Annotated in this window: 15 protein-coding genes and 1 pseudogene; 6 read left to right on the forward strand and 10 right to left on the reverse strand. The window is 71.8% G+C overall.

Features of this window, described 5'->3' with window-relative positions; translation table 11 throughout:
* Both P3T37_RS15265 and P3T37_RS15270 read right to left on the reverse strand, forming a co-directional pair.
* On the reverse strand, positions 1 to 432 hold a 432-nt coding region (locus tag P3T37_RS15265; protein ID WP_280724173.1), incomplete at its 3' end, for a hypothetical protein.
* A gap of 242 nt (positions 433 to 674) precedes the next feature.
* A complete protein-coding gene (locus P3T37_RS15270) occupies positions 675 to 2141 on the reverse strand; it encodes an MFS transporter (protein ID WP_280724174.1) in 1467 nt (488 codons plus the stop codon).
* A 100-nt stretch (positions 2142 to 2241) separates the two neighbouring features.
* On the opposite strand from P3T37_RS15270, the gene P3T37_RS15275 reads away from it, so the two are divergent.
* The gene (locus tag P3T37_RS15275) at positions 2242 to 3231 is read left to right on the forward strand and encodes a DUF5937 family protein (protein ID WP_280724175.1); all 990 of its coding nucleotides are present in this window, start codon (positions 2242 to 2244) and stop codon (positions 3229 to 3231) included.
* A 109-nt stretch (positions 3232 to 3340) separates the two neighbouring features.
* Here P3T37_RS15275 and P3T37_RS15280 read toward each other — a convergent pair whose 3' ends face one another.
* The 3 genes from P3T37_RS15280 to P3T37_RS15290 all read right to left on the reverse strand — a co-directional run bounded on the left by P3T37_RS15280 (position 3341) and on the right by P3T37_RS15290 (position 5682).
* Positions 3341 to 3589, reverse strand: coding sequence for a hypothetical protein (locus P3T37_RS15280; protein WP_280724176.1), 249 nt, complete (start codon positions 3587 to 3589; stop codon positions 3341 to 3343).
* Between the two features lie 347 nt (positions 3590 to 3936).
* On the reverse strand, positions 3937 to 4929 hold the full coding sequence (locus P3T37_RS15285) for a chitinase (RefSeq protein ID WP_280724177.1): 993 nt from the start codon (positions 4927 to 4929) through the stop codon (positions 3937 to 3939).
* A 258-nt stretch (positions 4930 to 5187) separates the two neighbouring features.
* A complete protein-coding gene (locus tag P3T37_RS15290; protein WP_280724179.1) occupies positions 5188 to 5682 on the reverse strand; it encodes a hypothetical protein in 495 nt (164 codons plus the stop codon).
* Between the two features lie 215 nt (positions 5683 to 5897).
* Between P3T37_RS15290 and P3T37_RS15295 the strand changes: the two genes are divergently transcribed.
* The gene (locus P3T37_RS15295) at positions 5898 to 8195 is read left to right on the forward strand and encodes a tetratricopeptide repeat protein (protein ID WP_280724180.1); all 2298 of its coding nucleotides are present in this window, start codon (positions 5898 to 5900) and stop codon (positions 8193 to 8195) included.
* Between the two features lie 146 nt (positions 8196 to 8341).
* Here the strand turns inward: P3T37_RS15295 and P3T37_RS15305 are convergent.
* The 5 genes and pseudogenes from P3T37_RS15305 to P3T37_RS15325 all read right to left on the reverse strand — a co-directional run bounded on the left by P3T37_RS15305 (position 8342) and on the right by P3T37_RS15325 (position 15700).
* Positions 8342 to 9396 (reverse strand): annotated as a pseudogene (locus tag P3T37_RS15305) (porin PorA family protein).
* A gap of 175 nt (positions 9397 to 9571) precedes the next feature.
* Positions 9572 to 11932, reverse strand: coding sequence for a hypothetical protein (locus P3T37_RS15310; RefSeq protein ID WP_280724183.1), 2361 nt, complete (start codon positions 11930 to 11932; stop codon positions 9572 to 9574).
* 84 nt (positions 11933 to 12016) lie between these two features.
* Positions 12017 to 13057 carry an ABC transporter permease gene (locus P3T37_RS15315; RefSeq protein WP_280724184.1) on the reverse strand — a complete coding sequence of 347 codons (1041 nt, stop codon included), beginning with the start codon at positions 13055 to 13057 and terminating at the stop codon, positions 12017 to 12019.
* A complete protein-coding gene (locus tag P3T37_RS15320) occupies positions 13054 to 14649 on the reverse strand; it encodes a sugar ABC transporter ATP-binding protein (RefSeq protein ID WP_280724185.1) in 1596 nt (531 codons plus the stop codon). The genes P3T37_RS15315 and P3T37_RS15320 overlap by 4 nt, the downstream gene beginning before the upstream one ends.
* A gap of 4 nt (positions 14650 to 14653) precedes the next feature.
* On the reverse strand, positions 14654 to 15700 hold the full coding sequence (locus tag P3T37_RS15325) for a substrate-binding domain-containing protein (protein WP_280724186.1): 1047 nt from the start codon (positions 15698 to 15700) through the stop codon (positions 14654 to 14656).
* 178 nt (positions 15701 to 15878) lie between these two features.
* On the opposite strand from P3T37_RS15325, the gene P3T37_RS15330 reads away from it, so the two are divergent.
* From P3T37_RS15330 to P3T37_RS15345, 4 genes are read left to right on the forward strand one after another with little or no spacing between them, the layout of a single operon-like run.
* Positions 15879 to 16646 (forward strand): SDR family oxidoreductase, encoded by a 768-nt coding sequence (locus tag P3T37_RS15330; RefSeq protein ID WP_280724187.1) that lies wholly within the window; start codon positions 15879 to 15881, stop codon positions 16644 to 16646.
* Positions 16647 to 16680: 34 nt separating this feature from the next.
* Entirely contained in the window at positions 16681 to 17397 is a 717-nt protein-coding gene (locus P3T37_RS15335; protein WP_280724188.1) for a FadR/GntR family transcriptional regulator, read from the forward strand.
* The gene (gene dgoD, locus P3T37_RS15340) at positions 17394 to 18539 is read left to right on the forward strand and encodes a galactonate dehydratase (protein WP_280724189.1); all 1146 of its coding nucleotides are present in this window, start codon (positions 17394 to 17396) and stop codon (positions 18537 to 18539) included. Before P3T37_RS15335 ends, dgoD begins: the two co-directional genes overlap by 4 nt.
* Positions 18533 to 19366, forward strand: coding sequence for a hypothetical protein (locus P3T37_RS15345; RefSeq protein WP_280724190.1), 834 nt, complete (start codon positions 18533 to 18535; stop codon positions 19364 to 19366). Before dgoD ends, P3T37_RS15345 begins: the two co-directional genes overlap by 7 nt.
* Positions 19367 to 19377 lie beyond the last annotated feature (11 nt).

The raw sequence follows: 19377 nt of genomic DNA on the forward strand, positions 1-19377 counted from the left end.
GCGGCGGGCCGAGTCACCGGTGCAGGACTCCTCCTTGCCGAGGATCGCGAACTTGACGCCCGCGGTGTGCAGCAGTTCGGCGAAGGCCTTGGTGGGCGATGTGCTCAGGAGTGGACGGCTGCTCGCGCTGGACGAGGACGCGGCGCAGCTCGCCGCTGCGGGCCTGGTCCGGTTGGGTGTGCAGCAGTGGGAGGAGAGCGAGCTCGGGGCCGCCGCGTGGCGGATCCGCGCCAGCTCGTTCGCGCACGCGTGGCTGGACTTCGGCGACCCGCCGGGGCCGGACCTGCGGGTACCGGCCGGGCCGGTCCTGCGGTCGCTCGTGCGCTGGGCCGCGCAGCTGCTGCTACAGGTCCACGACGGGCACGGTCCGGCCGCACTGGAATGGCTGGGCCTGTGCTCGGCCGAGGCCCACGAACAGGCCCGCCGGGACAAGGTGGCGCACCCGGCCGAACCCACCGCCCTCGCCCTGGTCTGGCACGGCGTCCAGGCCGTCACCGCAGAAGGCGGGCGCGACCACGGCCGGCGCATCGACGACAGGTGCGAGGCGTACATCCGCGAGAACCATCAACGCCAGGACACCCTCGCGCTGATCCTGGCCTGCACCCGACTGGCTGCCACCGCCCTGGCGGAACTTACCTCGAACTCGGAACCTTCTACGGCGAGTTCGCCAAGGACTACACCGAGCGCCGCCTGCCGATACGCAGCGAAGAGCGCGACGCCGCAGTCGAGGGTGCGCACCGGCCACTTGGGCAAGCAGGATCTGGGCGACGGTGGCCAGCAGGGCAGCCAGGGCTGGACGTCGGGAGGCGGACGTCCGTGGCGTTGTGCTGGATCCAGCGTCCGTCCGCCGTGCCCGGCAGGTCCCGCATGCCGCGCAGCGGTGAGTAGTAGATCGGGACCCACACCACGGCGAGCCCCAGCGCACCGGCCCAGAGGGCGGCGCGGAGGGAGGCGACGGTGGTCAGCAGGGCGGCCAGGGCGGCGCCGATGGTGAGCGCGCCGGTGAGGAGGAAGCGCATGGTGGCGTTCATGCGGCCGAGCAGGTGGTCGGGGGTGGCGTGCTGACGGAAGCTCACCTTGATGACGTTGTCGATGCCGACCTTGAGCGTGACCAGCAGCCAGGCCCCGGCGGCGTACCAGAGCAGCGGGCCACGGTCGGCCAGTGCGACCAGGACACCCAGTGGCGCGACCGCCAGGCCCATCAGCCAGAGCACCCGCCCTGCGCCGAGTCGGCGGGCCAGCGGGCGGGCGAGCAGCGAGCCCAGGAAGACGCCCACGCCGCCGAGCGCGAAGAAGAGGCCGAGTACGCCGGCCGGCAGGTGCAGGGTGCGGGCGAAGAGCACCGGGAGCACGGTCTGGCAGAGCTGGATGGAGAGGTTGGTGCAGGCTCCGGCCAGCGCGATCGGGCGCAGCAGCGGGTCGCCCAGCACGAAGCGCAGCCCGTCCCGCACCTCGCCCGCCAACCCCCGCGCGCTGCCGCCGGCCGGCCTGGGGCAGACCGCCGGCTCCGGACGGCGCAGCCGTAGCAGCAGCACGGCCGAGCCCAGGTAGCTGACCGCGTCCACCAGCACCGCTGCGGGCGCCGACACCAGCGCAGTCAGGAGGCCACCCGCCCCGCGCCCGCCGACCTGGGTGAGGGCGTCCGCCGTGACCAGGTGCGCGTTGGCCCGGGTGAGGCCGGCCCGGCCCACCACCGCCGGCAGGTTGCTCTGCGCGGCCACGTCGAAGAAGACCGTCGCCGCTCCCGCGAGCAGGACCACCAGGGCGAGTTGGGCGAAGGTCAGGCAGCCGAGCAGCCAGGCCGCCGGAATCGAGCCGAAGAGCACGGCCCGGACCAGGTCGGCGGCTATCATCACCGGGCGCTTGGGCAGCCGGTCCACCCAGGCACCGACCGGCAGCCCGATCAGCAGGAAGGCGGCCGTGCTCAGCATCGCCAGCAGGCCCACCTGGCCGGCCGAGCAGTGCAGCGCGAGAACGGCCACCAGGGGCAGCGCGAGCGAGCTGACGGCGGTGCCGAGCTTGCTGACGGTGGCGGCGGCGAGGAGCAGCCGGAAGTCCGTATCAGGGGAGATGGCCGAATCGGGCGAGGTATCGGGCGAGGTGGAGCGGGCGGGCAGGTCGGCCCGCAGGTCGGTGGTCATGTGCGCAAGCCTGGCCGCGGCCGCCTACCCCCGGCCATGAATTTAGGCTGAGCTCAATTGACGGGCCGGTGCCCGCCGCTTACCGAGGAGGGCCTGCCCCGTGTTGGAGTTGGAGTTCACCGCCCGCGACCTGGCCCACACCCGGTTCGCCCTCTCACCGCTCTGGGAGGTGGTGGCCAGCGTCCGGGTCCTGCAGCGGCCCAAGGAGCACCCGCTGCACCGGCCATGGCTGGCGGCGGTCCGCCCGCGCCTGGCCGCCTCCCGGCTGGACTGGCGGCTGCTCGCCGACCTGGTGCCCGAGGGACCGTTGGCGATCCCGGTCTTCGTGGCACCGCCGCCGACCTCCTCGGTGCCCGATCTCGGGGTGGAGCTGGCGGCGCTGCGGGCCACCGCGCCCGAGCAGGTCCGGGCCGAGCTGGACGGGCCACGGGCGCCGCGCTCCGAGCGCATCGAGGCGCTGCGCCAGGACCCGCAGGCCGAACTGGCCCACCTGGCCGACACCGTGGCCGCGTACTGGGAACTCGCGTTGGCGCCGTACTGGCCGCGGCTGCGCGCCCTGCTGGAGGCAGACGTGCTGCACCGGGCCCGGCTGCTCGCCCAGGGCGGCATCCAGCAGCTCTTCACCGACCTGGACCCGCGGGTGAGTTGGGCCGGTGAGCGGCTCTCGGTCGAGCACCGCTACGGGGGCGGCGGGCGCCGACTGGGCGGGCGCGGGCTGCTGCTGATCCCCTCGGCGTTCGTCTGGCCGCGGCTGTTCTCGGTGACCGTCCCCGGCCGCCAGCCCACCCTGCGCTACCCGCCGCGCGCAGTGGCCACCCTCTGGGAGCGGCGCGAACGCGAGCCTGCGCAGGCGCTGGCGGCGGTGCTGGGGCGCACCCGGGCCCGGCTGCTGACCGAACTGGACGCCCCAGCAGCCACCGAGGAGCTGGCCCGCCGGACCGGGATCACGGCGGGCGGCGTCTCCCAGCACCTCGGCGCTCTGCGCGCCGCGGGACTGGTCGCCGCCACCCGGGCCGGCCGCCAGGTGCTGTACCGGCGCACCGAGGCGGCCGAGGTCCTGCTCACCGCGGCCGACCGCGACCCGAGCTGACCGGGCCCGGCCCCATGCTCCAGCGAGACCGGTAGGATCTCGTCGCACCCACTCAACGCGGCCACCACCCGATCGGACGCCCTGTGCCATGTGGCCGGTCGGGGGCCGTTCAGGTGGGCGGGTGTTGCGTCGGCGGTTGTGCCGGGTCTGGGATGAGGAGTCCTGCGGCCATGGTGGCGATCGCGGTGTCCAGGCGGTCGCGCGCGTCCTGGGGCATGGCGGCCAGCCGCAGCGGGCGGGCGGAGATCAGTGAGAGCAGCAGCCACGCGACTGCGGCGGGGTCCGCGTCGGCACGGATGTCCCCCGTCGCCTGGCCGTGGCGCAGCGCGTCGGCGAGTGCGTCGGCGATCCGGCGCACCGCGGCCTGGCCGGCCTGTGCGACGGCCGGTTTTCGGCGGCGGCGGACACGGAGTCGGCGAACAGGACGCCGAGCGAGCCCTTGGCGTGCAGCTGGTCGAGGTGGGCGGGCGAGAGCACCTCGACCACCAGGGCGGCGACGGGGATCCCGGTGGCGACCGTGTCCATCATCTGCCCGCACCCGTACGCCGGCAGGCGGTGGCCGAGATGTACCGGGTACTGCGCCCGGGTGGACGCCTGATGATCGCCGACTTCGAGCGCTGGTACAGCCGCGCTTCCGGCGGCGGGCGTGGCTCAGGGCCCGTGCCGCGCGTCTCAAGTGCGGCCCGGGCGCCGGCGCGGCGGCGCTCAGCCGTGGTAGCGGGCGATGAGCCTGGTGAACTCGTATGGCGACTGGTCGATCCCGCTGCAGGTGTCGCCGGCGGCGGTGCCGGCCGGGCAGGGGCGGTCGCGGTTGACGGCCCAGAAGGTGAAGCGAGCCAGGTGGTGGGTCCGGGCGTAGTTGAGCATGGTGGTGAAGTCGGCCGGGGACAGGGCCTCGTCGGCCTCGTCGGTGTCGCCGTTCATGGAGGAGATACCGATGTGGCGGTAGGCCGCCGCCAGGCTGCAGCCGTACGCGGCGGCCACGGAGTGCGCCAGGCTGTCGGCTGCCGCGGTGCTGGCCGCGCCCATGGAGCCGGTGTGGCCGCCGAAGTCGAACGGCATGATGACCCAGCCGTCGACCGGGAGCCGGGCCGCTGCGCCTCGGGCGATCAGGTCCAGCCCGGTGGCGTCCGGGCCGCTGGGGGTGGTGCCGAAGGTGACGTACACCTTCAGGCCCGGGTCGGCGGTCTTGAGGATCTTCAGTGCGCTGATCACCCGCTGGCGCACGGCGCCATCGGCGACCTCGGTGTTCTCGATGTCGATGTCGATCGCCCGCAGCCGGTAGGTGGCGATCACCTTCTGGTAGGCAGCCGCCAGCGCGCTCGGGGAGCCGCACGCCTGGCCCAGCTTGTTCCCGGCCCAGCCGCCGAAGGACACCACGACGTCGCCGCCCGCTGCCCTGATCCGGTCGATCGCGCTCTGGTCGCTGCCGCCGGTCAGCGGCCGAGTGCCGTCCCAGGCCGGGGCGCAGGTGCCGTCGCTGAGCATGAACGCGAGCGTCAGCTCCTTCACCCCGCCCGCCGACAGCACGCCCACCGGGTCCGGCGGGTTGCCCCACCCCAGGTACTCGTACGGGGCGTTGCGGCCGACTGGGTCGACCGCAGCGGCCTGTGCGGCGGAGGCGGTGGCGAGCGCTGCGGCGAGCAGGAAAGCGCCGGCGAGGGCGGCCAGTTGGCGGGCCAGGGTGCGTGGCGTCATGGTAGTCGAATGAACCAGGGCGGCAGGTACGCGTCAAGAGGCTGGCGTCGGCCCGGCGGACGGTGCGTCGGCCCCGCCCTGCCGGCACGCCCCAGGGTTTGCCGGACGGGCGGAGCTGCCCGGGTGGCGTCGCTCTCCCATGGTGATGGCCTGCCCTGGAGCGGTCCGGGGCAGGCCAACCACGGTGACCGGTCGGTCAGATGGTGGCGCGGACGCGTGCGGCGGCGAGGTTGGACACAACCCCACGGGCCGTAGACGTCAGCACGATGAGTAGTCGCCCCAGTTGGCGCCACTGGCGTAGGCGTGCCAGGAACCGCCGGCCTCGGAGCAGGCGTTGGGGATGGTGACGATGGCCTGCCAGGTGTCAGGGTTCGCGTTGTGGATGGGCACCCACCCGGAGTACACGTCCTGCGGGCCGTCGACCGTGTCGCCGGTGGCGCACGCCTGCCCGTGGTAGTCCAGCGTCTGCACGCACGGGTACGCCGACCAGCTGTCGCCCGAGTGGGTGTTCCAGTAGGTGGTGTCGTACTGGAAGTGGGCACGGACATTGCCGCAGCCGTCGTACTGCTGCTCCACCTCGCCCGCGTAGTAACCGTTGACGGAAATCCTGCCGGGGTTGCCGATGTTGCCGATGGTGCAACTGGTGGGCGCGGCCTGGGCGGTGCCGCCGACGCCGATGGCGGTGCCGCCGGCGATGGCGAGGGTGGCGGCGGCGAGGGCCGCGGCGCGGCGGGTGGTTCGGAGCTTGGGCATGGTGCTGTCTCCTCGATCTGACGAGTCTTCCCGGTGGGGGTTGCCAAGTACCTTCCGGCCGCCAGTGGTACGTGAGGCGGCAGGACCAGACTGGCTGAGGGGTCCGGCTGAAGTCCCGTTTCCCGTACGAATCCGTACACCCGCTCCTAGACTCGGTGGCCGGGAAGTGTTGCGTCACGGACCTGGGGGGCGTCGTGGGTGAGCGTGGGGCCGGGATGCCCGATCCGAGCAGCGCCGCCGACCTGGCCGACTTCATCGGCCTACTCGGGGAGTTGCGTGCGTGGGCCGGGACGCCGTCCTACCGCATGCTGGCCGAACGGGTGGGTCCACTGATGCGGCCGACGAGTGTGGTCTCGCACTCCACGCTGGTGGATGCGTTCAAGCCCGGGCGGCGCCGTCTGGACATGGATTTGGTGATGGCCACGGTCCGCGCCCTTGGCGTGTCCGAGCCGGAGGCGGTGCGCTGGCGGCAGGCGTGCATCCGCGTTCATGCCGAGGCCAAGACCGGCGGGCCGGTCGGGGTACTCAGTCAACTGCCCACGGATCTCGCGACGTTCACCGGGCGCCGCGAGGAACTCACGCGACTCATCGAAGCGGCGACGCACCAGCGCGATGAGGAGGCCGCGAACACGGTGGTGATCTCCGCGATCGAGGGCATGGCCGGAGTCGGCAAGACCCAGCTCGCGATCCACGCCGCGCACCAGCTGGTGCGCTCGGGCCGCTTCGCCGACGTCCAGCTGCACGCGAACCTGCGCGGCTTCGACGCCGAGCATCCGCCCACCGACCCGTCCGCAGTACTGGAGGCCTTCCTGCGCCAACTGGGTGTGCCCGCCCAGCAGATCCCCGGCACCCGTGACGAGCGGGCCGCGATGTTCCGCGACCGACTACGCGAGCGCCACGCCCTGATCCTGCTCGACAACGCCGCCGACGAGAACCAGGTCCGCGACCTCATCCCGGCCAACCCCACATGCCTGGTCCTCATCACCAGCCGCCGCAGCCTGACCGCGCTGGACAACGCGACCCCGCACCAGCTCGATGTCTTCACCGGATCCGAGGCCCTCGCACTGCTCGCCCGAATCGCCGGGCACGACCGCGTGGCAGCCGAACCAGAAGCCGCCGCCCGCATCGCCGAATACTGCGGCTACCTGCCCCTGGCAGTCTCCCTGGCCGCCGCCCGCCTGCGCTCCCGACCCGCCTGGCCCCTGCAACACCTCGCCGACAAACTGCGCGACGGCCGCCTGAGCGCCATCCGCGCCGGCAACCGCACCCTGCGCCCGGTCTTCCACCTCTCCTACCAGGAACTCGACGAGCCACTGCGCCGCATCTTCCGCCTCCTCGGCCACCACCCGGGCCCCGACACCACCCCCGCCCAGGTCGCAGCCCTGGCCGACATCCCCGCCGACCAGGCCGAGGACGCCCTGGAACACCTTCAGGACGAACACCTCCTCACCCAGCCCACCCCCGGCCGCTACGAACTCCACGACCTGTTGCGCCTGCTCGCCGTCGAGCTGGCCGCCGCCGAACCGGAACCGGAACCCGCCGCCCCACTGACCAGGCTCGCCACCTGGTGCTTGGCCACCGGGTACACCGCCGCCACCACCATCGGCACCCCCAACCTGACCGGCATCACCCGTGCCCAGGCCGCCGAGAGCGCACGCTTCGAGGACTACGACGATGCCCTGGCCTGGTTCGACGAGGAACAGCACACCCTCGCCGCCGTCCAACAGGCCGCCGCTGAAGCCGGCCTCCACCAGCATGTGTGGCAACTCGCCGAAGCCCAGAAGCACTTCTTCGTCGTTCGCCGCCACCTCGACGACTTCCTCACGGCGCAGCACCTGGCCGTGGCCGCCACCCGGGCCGAAGGTGACCGGAAGGCCGAGGCCCTCATGCTGACTACTCTCGGCGGCGTCTACTGGATGGCGGGACGGCTCGACGAGTCCGAGGACTGCTGTCTGAAGGCCCGCCACCTCTACCAGGCCACCGACGACCACATGGGTGAGGCATCCACGTTGATCGCCCACGGCGTCGTCAAGACCCACCAAGGTGACCACGAACCCGCGGACGAGCTCTTTTCCCGGGCCCTCGACCTGCTCGACGGCCCAGAGGCACTTCCCCTGCGCGCGAAGGCACTCCTCAACCGTGCTGACGTGCACAAGTCGCACCGGGACCGTCGCCCGCAGGCCATCGCAGGCTTTCGCGAAGCCCTGACGATCCTCCGGCAGATCGGCGACCGCCACAGCGAGGCATTCGCTCTGGGGAACATCGCCGACTGCCACCGCTTGGATGGCGATCTCGACACCGCACTCGATCTGTACCGTGAACAGCAGGATCTCGCCCGCACGCTCGCCGACGCCTACATCCAAGCGGAAGCACTCCTCGGCATCGGCGACACCCACGCCGGAGCCCAACGCACCGCAGCGGCACGACATGCCTGGACCAAGGCGCTCGCCCTCTACGAGAAGATCGACCACCCCAAAGCCACCGAAGCGCGCCGGCGCCTCGCCGAGCAGTGAGTGCTGACTCGACTACGGGTTGCCGGACGGTGGCACGGTCCGTGGCAGCCGGCCACCAGTCTGACGCACCATCAACACCTCTACCAAACGCGTGTCGTACACCGCAGAGCGATGCTCCCCCTCGAAGGGCCACCTCTGATCGACGGTTACAGCTGAGGCGAGACGTCCTCCCCCGGCACACCCGCCGGGCTGCGGCGACGGGGGATCAGCAGTGCGCCGAGGACCAGCAGTGCGCCGAGGATGCCGGCGATGATCGGGAGTGTCGTGCCGACCAGCTGGATCGAGTCGCGTCCGTCCTTCGCGTCGCTCACGGCGTCGGACACGGCCTTCGAGGTCTGCCGGTAGTCGGCGTCGATGACCGGGAGCAGTGGGATGAGGGAGCCGTCGGGGCGGTGACGGCGGCCGTGCGCTGCTGGGAGCGCTGGACGTCGAGCACCGCGCCGGTCTCCGGCTCGACCCAGAAGGTGTCGCTGCCCTGCAGGGTGTAGGAGAGCGGGGCCGGATCGCCGAGCGTGGGGAGCAGCGCCGTCAGTTTCTGCTGCTGATCGGGTGTCAGCGGGCCGAACTGGACGAGCAGCTTCAGCTCGCTCTGCGGCAGTGCCTTGGGCAGACCGGCCAGCACCTGGCTGTCGGTGATCCGGGTGGGGGTGACGGTCGCCTGGTACACGTAGGTCTGCAGGCCGGACCGCTGCTCCGAGCGCGCGTAGGTCACTGGGGTGGTGGTCGCCGTCTCCGGCACCCAGCCGGTGTAGGTCTCCTTCTTGGCGCCGAACGGGAAACTGATCGTCAGGCCGTGTGCGTCGACGACCGACCAGTTGCTCGGGTGGTGCGACGACGGCTCCAGGTTGCGGCGGTCCACCGCGTACTGCCAGGTGGTCTGCTCGACCTTGGTGCCCGCCGCGGTGGTCGTCCGCGCATCGCTGACCAGCGCGGTGTTCCCCGAGGTCTTCAGCACCTTGACCTGCCGGTCGACGGCGAGCGGGACGTCGTGCTTGAGCGCGGTCGCCAGGCTGCCCTGGGCCAGCGCCTGGCCGTCGAGCAGCGTCTTGAACGTGCCGGCCAGCGGGCGCTGCACGTCGACGTTGTCGGGCAGCCGGGCCACGTACGTCGGCGTGATCCAGAACGCGGTCAGGAACGCGCCCGCGATCAGCAGCACGCCGACCACCAGGGCGCAGGTACGGAGGATGTTCGGTCGTTGCATGCCAGCCACGATCCTCCGCGCCGGGCTCTGTGGTGGGCGGCACCAGGGCCACGGCGGCCGAGCGGCCCCACGGTTCACCCGTCCGGCAGGCAACGGGCGCACGTCGGCGGCGGCACCGGGTGGGCGCCGGTCAGGCGGGGGTGGGGCCGGGCGCGGGCGGACGGACGGGCGGATGTCAGACGTGCACGGAGGCTGCGGGGCTGCTCGTCAGCGCCTGCGTGCTGTCCAGCATCTGCCAGTTACCGGACGGTCCGGCACCGACGCGGTACCACTGCCACAGGCTGTTGTCGGTGCCGCGGGCGTAGACGTTGGCGCGGCCCGCGACCTCGGCCGCAGTCGGGGCACCGGTGATGACCTGGCTGCCGAGGCTGTACCAGCTGCTGGTCCAGCCGTCGCCGGCCGTCCAGTTGAGTTCGCCGACCGTGCCGCCGGTCTGTGCGGCGAAGACGTCGATCTGACCGGGGGCGGCGCCGGCCGCGGCGGGGGACGATGTCAGCGTGCCGCCGCGGCTCGTCCAGTCGGTCCACGCACCGCTGACGTAGCTCCTCTGCCACAGGGCGTTGTCATTGCCGCGGACGAAGACGTCGACGCGGTTCAGCGATGCCACGGCGGCTGGGGTTCCGGTGAACGTGCCGGGGCCGGTGGCGGTGTTCGGGCCGCCCAGGTTGGTCCAGTTGGCCGTCCACGCGACGTTCGGGCTGCCGGCCGAACCGGAACCGGGGACCTGCTGGTAGGTCTTCTGCCACAGGCCGCCGTCGGTGCCGCGGACGAACACGTCGATGCGGTCCTGCCCCAGGCTCGCCGCGGCCGGGCCGGCCGACAGGGTTCCGCCGAGGTTGACCCAGGCGCCCAAGGCGCCACTGGTGTAGCTGTCCTCCCACAGGGCGTTGTCGCCGCCCCGGACGAAGACGTCGGTGCCGGACGGCGAGGACACCACGGCCGGGTCGCCCTGCATCGAGCCGGGTCCGGTGGAGCCGGCGACACCCAGCGACAGGGACTGCCACGCCGACCACGAACTTCCGTCCCAGCTCTTCTGGTTCAGGCCCGAGGCGCCGGCGGCGAACACCGTCTCCGGCTTCTGCTCAGTGCCGCCGGTCAGCTTCAGCATCACCGACTGGTGAGCGGCCAGGGTGAAGGACAGGGAGCCTGTCTGGCTCAAGGTGCCCAGTCCGGCACCGGAGTAGAGGTTCTGCACCGACGGGGTGCCCAGCAGATCCAGGCCCTGCGTCGTGAACGAGTACGTCGTGGCCGAGGTGCCGGTGTTCAGCAGCAGCACGGCTCGGCTCCCGGACGCCGCGAGCTGCTTGGACCACACCTGGACGGCGCCGTTGGTGAGGACCTTCTGGCCCTGGTGGTCGGCACTGTCCTGGTCGACGCCGATGACGGCCGGGTTGCCGATGATGCCGGCGATGGCCGGGGTGAGGTTCGCGACGTCGGTCGACAGCACGAGCGGCGCGCCTTGGATGGCCCACATGCCGAAGTAGGACTGCTGCTCGTCAGGGGTGAGCCCGTAAAGCGTGCCGCCGTTGGACTGCTGCTGACCGGTGGTCGGGTTGTCGCCGAAGCCGGGCCCGATCAGCAGGTAGTCCGGGTCGTTGTACTGTCCCGCGGCTTCGTTGCTGGGGTGGTCGTTCAACTGGAAGTTGTTCTGCACGTTGTCGAAGTTGATCCAGGAGGAGCCGCCGTTGGACGGGGTCCCGTAGCCGTTCGCGAAGCTGATGTCGCGTCCGGTGCGCCAGGTGCGCCCGGCCGCACCGCCCCAGACCGACGGGTTGTCCGGGCCGCCCTGCCCCCATTCGCAGATCTCCAGGGCCATCGGGTGCGACAACCCACCCGTGGTCCTGGCGCCGGCCATCAGGCTGCCCCAGGCCTCGTAGTCGGCCATGGTCGAGCCGTAGGCCGACGGCACGCCGCCGCAGTGGTCGACCTTGGCCCAGTCGAAGCCCCACGTGGCGAAGGTCGTGACGTCGGCGGCCTCGTGGCCGCCGCTGCCGTTCTGGCCGCCGCAGCCGGTGGTCCCCGTGTCGGTGTAGATGCCGGCGTTCAGCCCGAGCGAGTGGATGTAGCCGGTGAGGTCGCTCATCGAGTTGAGGGTCACGGACGGCACGGTGGTGCCGTTGGACAGGGTGAGCGACTTGGTCCGATAGCCCGACAGGAAGGTCGAGTTGGGGACGATGTTCCCGTTGGCGTCGCGGCCGGCGGACCCGTTGGTCCACCAGCCGCCGTCCATGCCGACGTTCTTGTAGCCGAGGTCGGCCATGCTCTGGTGGCCGCCCGAGCCGTTGAGCGGAAGACTGGCGTTCGGCGTGGCGAGGCTGGCGGCCTCGTCGGCGATGTTCTGCGAGTTGTAGTTGTTGTTGAAGAAGTACCACGAGTTCCAGCCCATCGGCGCCGTCGTGGTGCCGAAGGCGCCGGGCGGGACCATCGCCGCGGCGGGCGGGGTGGAGACGGTGCTCAACGCCGTCAGTGAGACCGCGACCACGGCGAGGCTCAAGGCGGCCCTTGCCGTGCGGGCGGTGCGCGTGTGAGGGGACATGCAGTCACGCTCCCTGGGGGGTGTGGGTGGGGGTGGGGCGCAGCCCGGATCGGGCCGGCGATCGGCGAGATTGGCAGGAGCTGGTTACGCAGGCAGCCCGACGGCGCGTTCGCCGGTTCGGCGCTGCTGGATGATGACGGCCGTCACCAGCAGGGCGCCCTGGGCGACGTTCTGCCAGAAGGCGTTGATGCCCTGGACGGTGAGGCCGTTCTGAAGTGCGCCGAGCAGGGCGACGGCGAGGAGGGTGCCGCCGATGCCGCCCCTGCCGCCCTTGAGGGCGCAGCCGCCGAGGGCGGCGGCGGTGATGGACTGGAGTTCGAGTCCTTCGCTGCCGGAGACGGGCTGGCCGGAGCCGGTGCGGGCGGTGAGCAGGACGCCGGCGGCGGCAGCGACCATGCCGCTGAGTGCGTAGACGGCGATGAGGTACTTGTTGAGGTTGATGCCGGCCAGTCGGGCGGCGGTGTCGTTGCCGCCGATGGCGAAGATGTTGCGGCCGATGTCGGTGTACTTCAGTAGGACGTGGACAGCTGCCGCGACGAGGAGCAGCAGCCAGACCATGACGGGCAGGCCGGCGATCTTTCCGCGGCTCAGGAAGACGAACAGGCTGTCGTTGAGGACGTAGCCCTGCGCGGCGCCGTTGGAGATCAGCTGGGCGATGCCCTTGTAGGCCGCCAGGCCCGCCAGGGTGGCGATGGTCGCATTGACCCGGCCGTAGATGATGACGGCGCCGTTGAGTGTGCCGATCACGGCGCCGACGGCGATGGCGGCGCCGATCCCGAGGAGGGAGTTGGAGCCGGTCGCGGTGAAGACCATGGCACTGGTGACGGACGCGAGGCCGGCCTGGGAGCCGACGGAGATGTCGAGCGCGCCGCAGATGATCACGACGGTCTGGACCACCGCGAGGAGGCCGGAGATGGTGACGGCTTCGGCAATGACCTGGATGTTGTCCCAGCTCAGGTAGTTGGGGTTGAGCGACCCGAACAGGGCGAGCACCAGGGCCATGGCGCCGATCAGGGCCAGGTTCTGGCCCCCCGCCCTGGCCAGCCAGGTGCGTGCTGTTGCGGCAGGCCGCGGTCGGTCACCGGTGGCGTCGGGCTCTCGGTCGACAGAGAGGGCAGTCGTCATCGGGTGCCTCCGGGGGCCGGGTCGGTTCCGGTGCGAGGTGCCGTGGCGGTCTCGTACGGAAGGTCGGGGGTGAGGTCGTCGGCCATGGCGAGGGCGAGGATCGCCTCTTCGGTGGCCTCGGACTGGTCGAGCCGGCCGGTGATGCGGCCGTTCTGCATGACGAGGATGCGGTCGGCGAGGCCGAGGACCTCGGGGAGTTCGGAGGAGATCACCAGGATCGCGGTGCCCTGTCGGGCGAGGTCGGCGATGATCTGGTAGATCTCGGCCTTGGCGCCGATGTCGACGCCTCGGGTGGGCTCGTCGAGGATCAGCAGGGCGGGCCCCAGGGCGAGCCAGCGGGCGAGGACCACCTTCTGCTGGTTTCCTCCGGAGAGGGTCCGGACCTCGGCCTCGATGGAGGGGGCGCGCACCCGCAGGCGGTCCGCGTACTCCTGGGCGAGGGCTTTCTCCCGGGTCCGGTTGACGAACCGCCAGCGGCGCAGCCGGCCGAGGCTGACCAGCGAGGTGTTGTCGCGGATGGTGCGCTGGAGGAACAGGGCCTGGGCCTTGCGTTCCTCGGGGGCGAGGCCGATTCCGCAGCGGATCGCGTCGCGTGGTCCGCGCAGGCGCACAACGCTCCCGTCGACGCGGATGGTTCCGGAGCGCACGGGTGTGTCGCCGGCCAGCGCGAGCGCGAGTTCGGAGCGTCCGGCGCCGATGAGCCCGGCCAGGGCGACGACCTCGCCGGCTCTCACCTCCAGACTCACGTCGTGGACGTCGTGGGTGGTGAGGTTGTCGACCCGCAGGACGACGCGGTCGGTTGCGACGTGCTGGCGTGCGAAGAGAGCGGACAGGTCGCGGCCGACCATGAGGCGCACGAGTTCGCCCTCGCTGGTGGTCCTGGCGTCGACGGTGCCGGCGACGGTGCCGTCGCGCAGGACGGCGATCCGGTCGGCGAGCCGGAAGATCTCCTTCATGCGGTGGGACACGTAGATGACCGCGATGCCCGCGTCGCGCAGTCGGCCGATGAGGGCGAACAGGGCGTCGACCTCGTGGTCGGACAGGGAGGAGGTGGGCTCGTCGAAGGCGATGGCCCGGGCCGCGGTGTCGCCGGTCAGCGCGCGCAGGATCTCCACCAGCTGCCGCTGTGCGGCGGTGAGCCCAGAACCGAGCAGATCGGGGTCGAGGACCGTGTCGAAGCCGAGGCGTTCGAGGTCAGCGGTGATCCGGCGGCGCAGTTCGGCTCGGTCGAGTCGCCGGCCGGCGCGTCGGGGCAGGGAGCCCGCGTAGACGTTCTCGGCGACGGAGACGTGCGGGATGATCTCCGGCTCCTGCGGGATGATCCGGATTCCGGCCCGTCGGGCGTCGATCGGCGAGTCGAGGCCGAGGGCCTGGCCGTCCAGCAGGACGCGGCCCTCGGTGGGCTGGTGGTCGCCGGTGAGGATGCGCAGGAGGGTGGACTTTCCGGCGCCGTTCTCGCCCATCAGGGCGGTGACCTGACCGGGTGGGAAGTGCAGGGTGACGTCTCGCAGAGCCTGGACGGGGCCGAATCGCTTGGTGATCGCTTCGGCCGTCAGCCCGGCTCCGGACGCCGCTGCGCTGGGGGCGGTCATCTGCTCAGCTGCACTTCACGCCGGCGGACTGCCAGGTGGTGGCGTCGACCATGACGGTGGGGGCGAATGCCTCCTGCGGGAAGGGCTTGCCGTTCTTGAGCTTGTCGTACATCGTCTGGACGGCGAGCGCGCCGATGTCACGTCCGTTGATGAACAGGGATGCCTTCATGCCGGAGGGCGTGCCGGCGCCCCAGTCCTTGCAGGCGAGATAGGCGCCGAGGCCGACACCGTCGATGTTGTCGGGGGTGACGCCCGCGTTCTGCAGGGCCGTCACGCCGCCCTGCACGTTCTCGTCGTTGCAGCCCCAGAGGACCCAGTGCTTGACGCCCGGATTGGCGGTCAGCGTGGCCGCGACCTTGTCCTGGGCACCGGTCGGGGTGTTGTCGGTGGCCACGTCGATGTTCTGCACGCTGACGCCGGCGCCGCTGTTGAAGGCGTCCTTGGCTGCCTTCACGCGGTCACCGCAGACTGTGACGTCCTGCTGCCAGGCCGAGATGATCCGGGTGTCAGCGGCGTTCCACCCGGCCTTCCTGAACTCCTCGGCGGCGCGCTTGCCGACCTCGGCACCCATCTGCTGCCCGGAGAAACCGATCCGCGGGACCAGGTCGGCCGGGGCGCAGTTGGCCGGGGTCGGGCCGTTGGCGCAGACCTGGTCGTCGGAGGTGAGCAGTTGGACGTTGGCGTCCTTGGCCATCTGCACGACCTGCGGACCCACCGCCGGGTCGGGAACGACCACGATCAGGCCGTTGCTCTTCTGCGCGATCGCGGACTGGACGTCGCTGACGGTCTGGTTGGCGTCGTTGCCGAGGTTGACCACCTTCAGGTCGATGCCCAGAGCGGCGGCCTTCGCCTTCGCACCGTTGGCCTCGTCGACGAAGTACTGCTGGTCGCCCTGCTTCTGCAGATAGGTCAGGGAGATCTTGCCGGTGACCGGGGCGACCGGTGCCGCGCCGGTGGCACTCGACGTCTGGCCGGTCGAACACGCCGTCAGGCCGAGGACGACGGCCGCCCCCAGGACGGCGGCAGCACCACGGGTACGTGCAGTGAACATGTCGAGCTCCAAGAAGGGGGGGTTCTTCGGGAGTGAAGAAGAGGTGGGTGGTCCGGAACCGCGACGGCCTGCGCCCCGCTCGGCGTCTCGCCTGTCGTCCTGGGCTCGAATCCTGGGACCCGGCAATCAGCACTGTCAAGATATTTGCATAATTAATCACAAGCGCTACGGTGGCGATGTGACTGAGCAGAGCTGTCGAAGATTCCAGGGCCGCGTCGCCCTGATCACCGGTGCCGCCAGCGGCATCGGCGCCGCCACCGCCCGTCGGCTGGCCGCCGAGGGTGCGTCCGTCGTCGCCGTCGACATCGCCGACACGGCCGGGCGGGCCGTGGTCGAGGCGATCACCGACGAGGGCGGGCAGGCCGAGTACCGGCACGGCGACGTGACGTCCGCCGCGATGTGGGACGAGTTGGCCGCGCACGTGCACAGCCGCTACGGACGGCTGGACGTGCTGCACAGCAACGCCTACGCCGTGGTGGTCAAGCCCGCCCACGAGCTGACCGAAGTCGAGTGGGACACCCAGCTCGCGGTCACCCTCAAGGCCTCCTGGCTGGCGATCCGCGCCTTCGCCGGAGCCCTGCGGGAGAGCGAGGGCTCGGTGGTGCTCACCTCCTCGGTGCACGCGCTCATCGGTCTGCCGGGGCACCCGGCGTACGCCGCCGCCAAGGGCGCCCTGTGTGCGATGGGCCGTCAACTCGCCGTCGAGTACGGCCCGCAGGTGCGGGTCAACACCATCGTGCCCGGGCCGATCATGACCGCGGCCTGGGACCGGGTGGACGAGGCCGGGCGGGCCGACAGCGTCGCCGGGACGGTCACCAAGCGCTTCGGCCGGCCCGAGGAGGTGGCGGCGGCCGTGGCCTTCCTCGCCTCCTCGGACGCCTCCTACGTCACCGGCGCGAACCTGGTGGTGGACGGCGGCTGGTCCGTCGTCAAGGCATCCTCGTGACTGCACCGCAGATCGCCAACGCAGGGGAGCTGACATGAACAACCCGGTACGAGGCCTGCACCGGCAGGCCGTCGAGGTCATCGGCGAGCAGATCATCCGCGGCACGTACGCCCCGGGCGACTCGCTCCACCCCGATCAGATCGAGCAGCAGCTCGGCGTCAGCAAGACCGTCGTGCGCGAGGCGCTGCGGGTCCTGGCGTCCAAGGGACTGATCGACTCCCGCCAGAAGCGCGGCACCTTCGTGCGACCGCGCGCCGACTGGAACCTGCTGGACAGCGACCTGCTGCGCTGGCAGGGCCTGGGGATCCCCGACGCGACCTTCCTCGACAACCTCGGCGAGGTCCGCGGCATCGTCGAGCCGGCCGGGGCCCGGCTGGCCGCCGAACGCCGTGACGAGGCCGACCTCGACGCGCTGGAGGACGCCCTGGACCGGATGGCGGCCGCGGGCAGCGACGCCCACGCCGCGGTCGAGGCCGACCTTGCCTTCCACCGCGCACTACTGGCCGCCGCCCACAACGAACTCCTCACCCGCATGGAGGTCGTGATCGAGGCGGGCCTGCGCGTGCGCGACGACATCGTGCACGGCGCCGACCACAGCGCCGACGCCGTCCCGGCCCACCGGGCCGTCCTCGACGCCGTACGCGCCCGGGAGCCCGAGGCGGCCGCCCGCGCCGTCCACGACCTGCTCGCCCAGGCCGCCGCCGATCTCCACGACCTCATGGACGACAGCAACCCTGGGGAGACCGGATGAAGATCACAGCGCTGGAAACCTTCCTCGTCGCACCGCGCTGGCTGTTCCTGCGCATCGCCACCGACGAGGGGATCACCGGCTGGGGCGAGCCCGTCGTGGAGGGCCGCGCCGAGACCGTCCAGGCCGCTGTCCGCGAGCTCGCCGACCACCTGGTCGGACAGGACCCGCTGCGCATCGAGCACCACTGGCAGATCCTGACCAAGGGCGGCTTCTACCGCGGCGGCCCGGTGCTCTCCAGCGCGGTCGCCGGCATCGACCAGGCGCTGTGGGACATCGCGGGCAAGACCCACGGCGTCCCGGTCCACCAACTCCTCGGCGGCCACGTCCGCGACCGGGTACGGATGTACGCCTGGATCGGCGGCGACCGCCCCGCCGACGTCGCCGAACTCGCCCGGGCCCAGGTCGAGGCCGGCTTCACCGCCGTCAAGATGAACGGCTCCGCGCAGCTGCGCCCGATCGACACCCCCGCCCAGACCCAGGCCGTCATCGACCGCGTCGCCGCCGTGCGCGAGGTCCTCGGCGACGAACGCGACGTGGCCATCGACTTTCACGGCCGGATGTCCACCGCCATGTCCCGGCGGCTGCTGCCCCTGCTGGAGCCGCTGCACCCGCTGTTCGTCGAGGAGCCCGTCCTCCCCGAGCACGCCCGCGACCTGCGCCACCTGGTCGACGCGACCTCCGTGCCGCTGGCCGTCGGTGAGCGGCTCTACTCGCGCATCGACTTCCGCGACGTGCTCGCCACCGGCATCGCCGTCGCCCAGCCCGACGTCTCGCACGCCGGCGGCATCTCCGAGGTCCGGCGCATCGCGGCCCTCGCCGAGGTCCACGACGTCACCATGGCGCCGCACTGCCCACTCGGCCCGATCGCCCTCGCAGCCAGCCTCCAACTCGCCTTCGCGATACCGAACTTCCTCATCCAGGAGCAGAGCCTCGGCATCCACTACAACCAGGGCGGCGACCTGCTGGACTACCTTCTGGACCCCGAACCGTTCCGCTTCACCGACGGCCACGCCGCCCGACCCACCGGCCCGGGTCTGGGCATCGAGATCGACGAGGCCGCCGTGCGCCGCGCCGCCGAGAGCGGCCACCGCTGGCGCAATCCCGTCTGGCACCACCAGGACGGGTCGTTCGCGGAATGGTGACCACCCTGCCACCGACCGTCCTCACCGACCTGGCCCACGGCGGCCGTTGGACCTCCCTGCGAGCCGGCGAGCGCGAATGGCTCTGGCACCGCCCGGACCGGGCCCGCGCCACCGTCCGCCCCGGCGACCCGTTCGTCGACGCCGGCGGCCTGGAGGAGTGCGTCCCGACCGTACGCGGCACCCCCGACCACGGCGACGCCTGGTCCCGGCCCTGGCGGCGCGACGGCGACACCGACCTCGTCCAGTGCCCCGACTTCGTGCTGCGCCGACGCATCGAGACCGGGCCGACCGCGCTGCGCGCCGTCTACGAGCTGCACGCCGACCCTGGCTACCGCCTGCTCTGGGCAGCCCACGCGCTCCTGGACACCACCCCGCACGCTCGCCTCACCGCGCCCGACGCCACCACGGCCCGCCTCTTCCCCGAGGCGGCCGGCCTGCTCGACCGGCCGTGGCCCGAGGGCGCCCGCCACATCACGGGACCCTGGCCCACGCCGCACGGCCTGCCACTGGACCGTCTGGGCCCCGACGACGGCACCGCGGTCGGCGCGATCCTCACCGACTGCGCGAGCGTGACCGTCACCGACGGCCCCCACACGCTCACCTTCTCCCTTCACACCGACGCCGCCGTCCCCGTCTCCGTCGCGCTCTGGCGCAACCTGCGCGGCTTCCCCGCCTCGGCCCCCTACCGGAGCATCGGCGTCGAGCCGATGCTCGGATCCGTCTTCGACCTCGCCGAGGCCGGGCCCGACGACGCCGCGACGGTCCCGGCCGGCGGCACGCTGCGCTGGGAACTCGGCATCACCGCGACCGGCACCCGCTCCACCTGAACCGACGAGGC

The sequence above is a fragment of the Kitasatospora sp. MAA4 genome, assembly GCF_029893355.1.
Lineage (GTDB): Bacteria > Actinomycetota > Actinomycetes > Streptomycetales > Streptomycetaceae > Kitasatospora.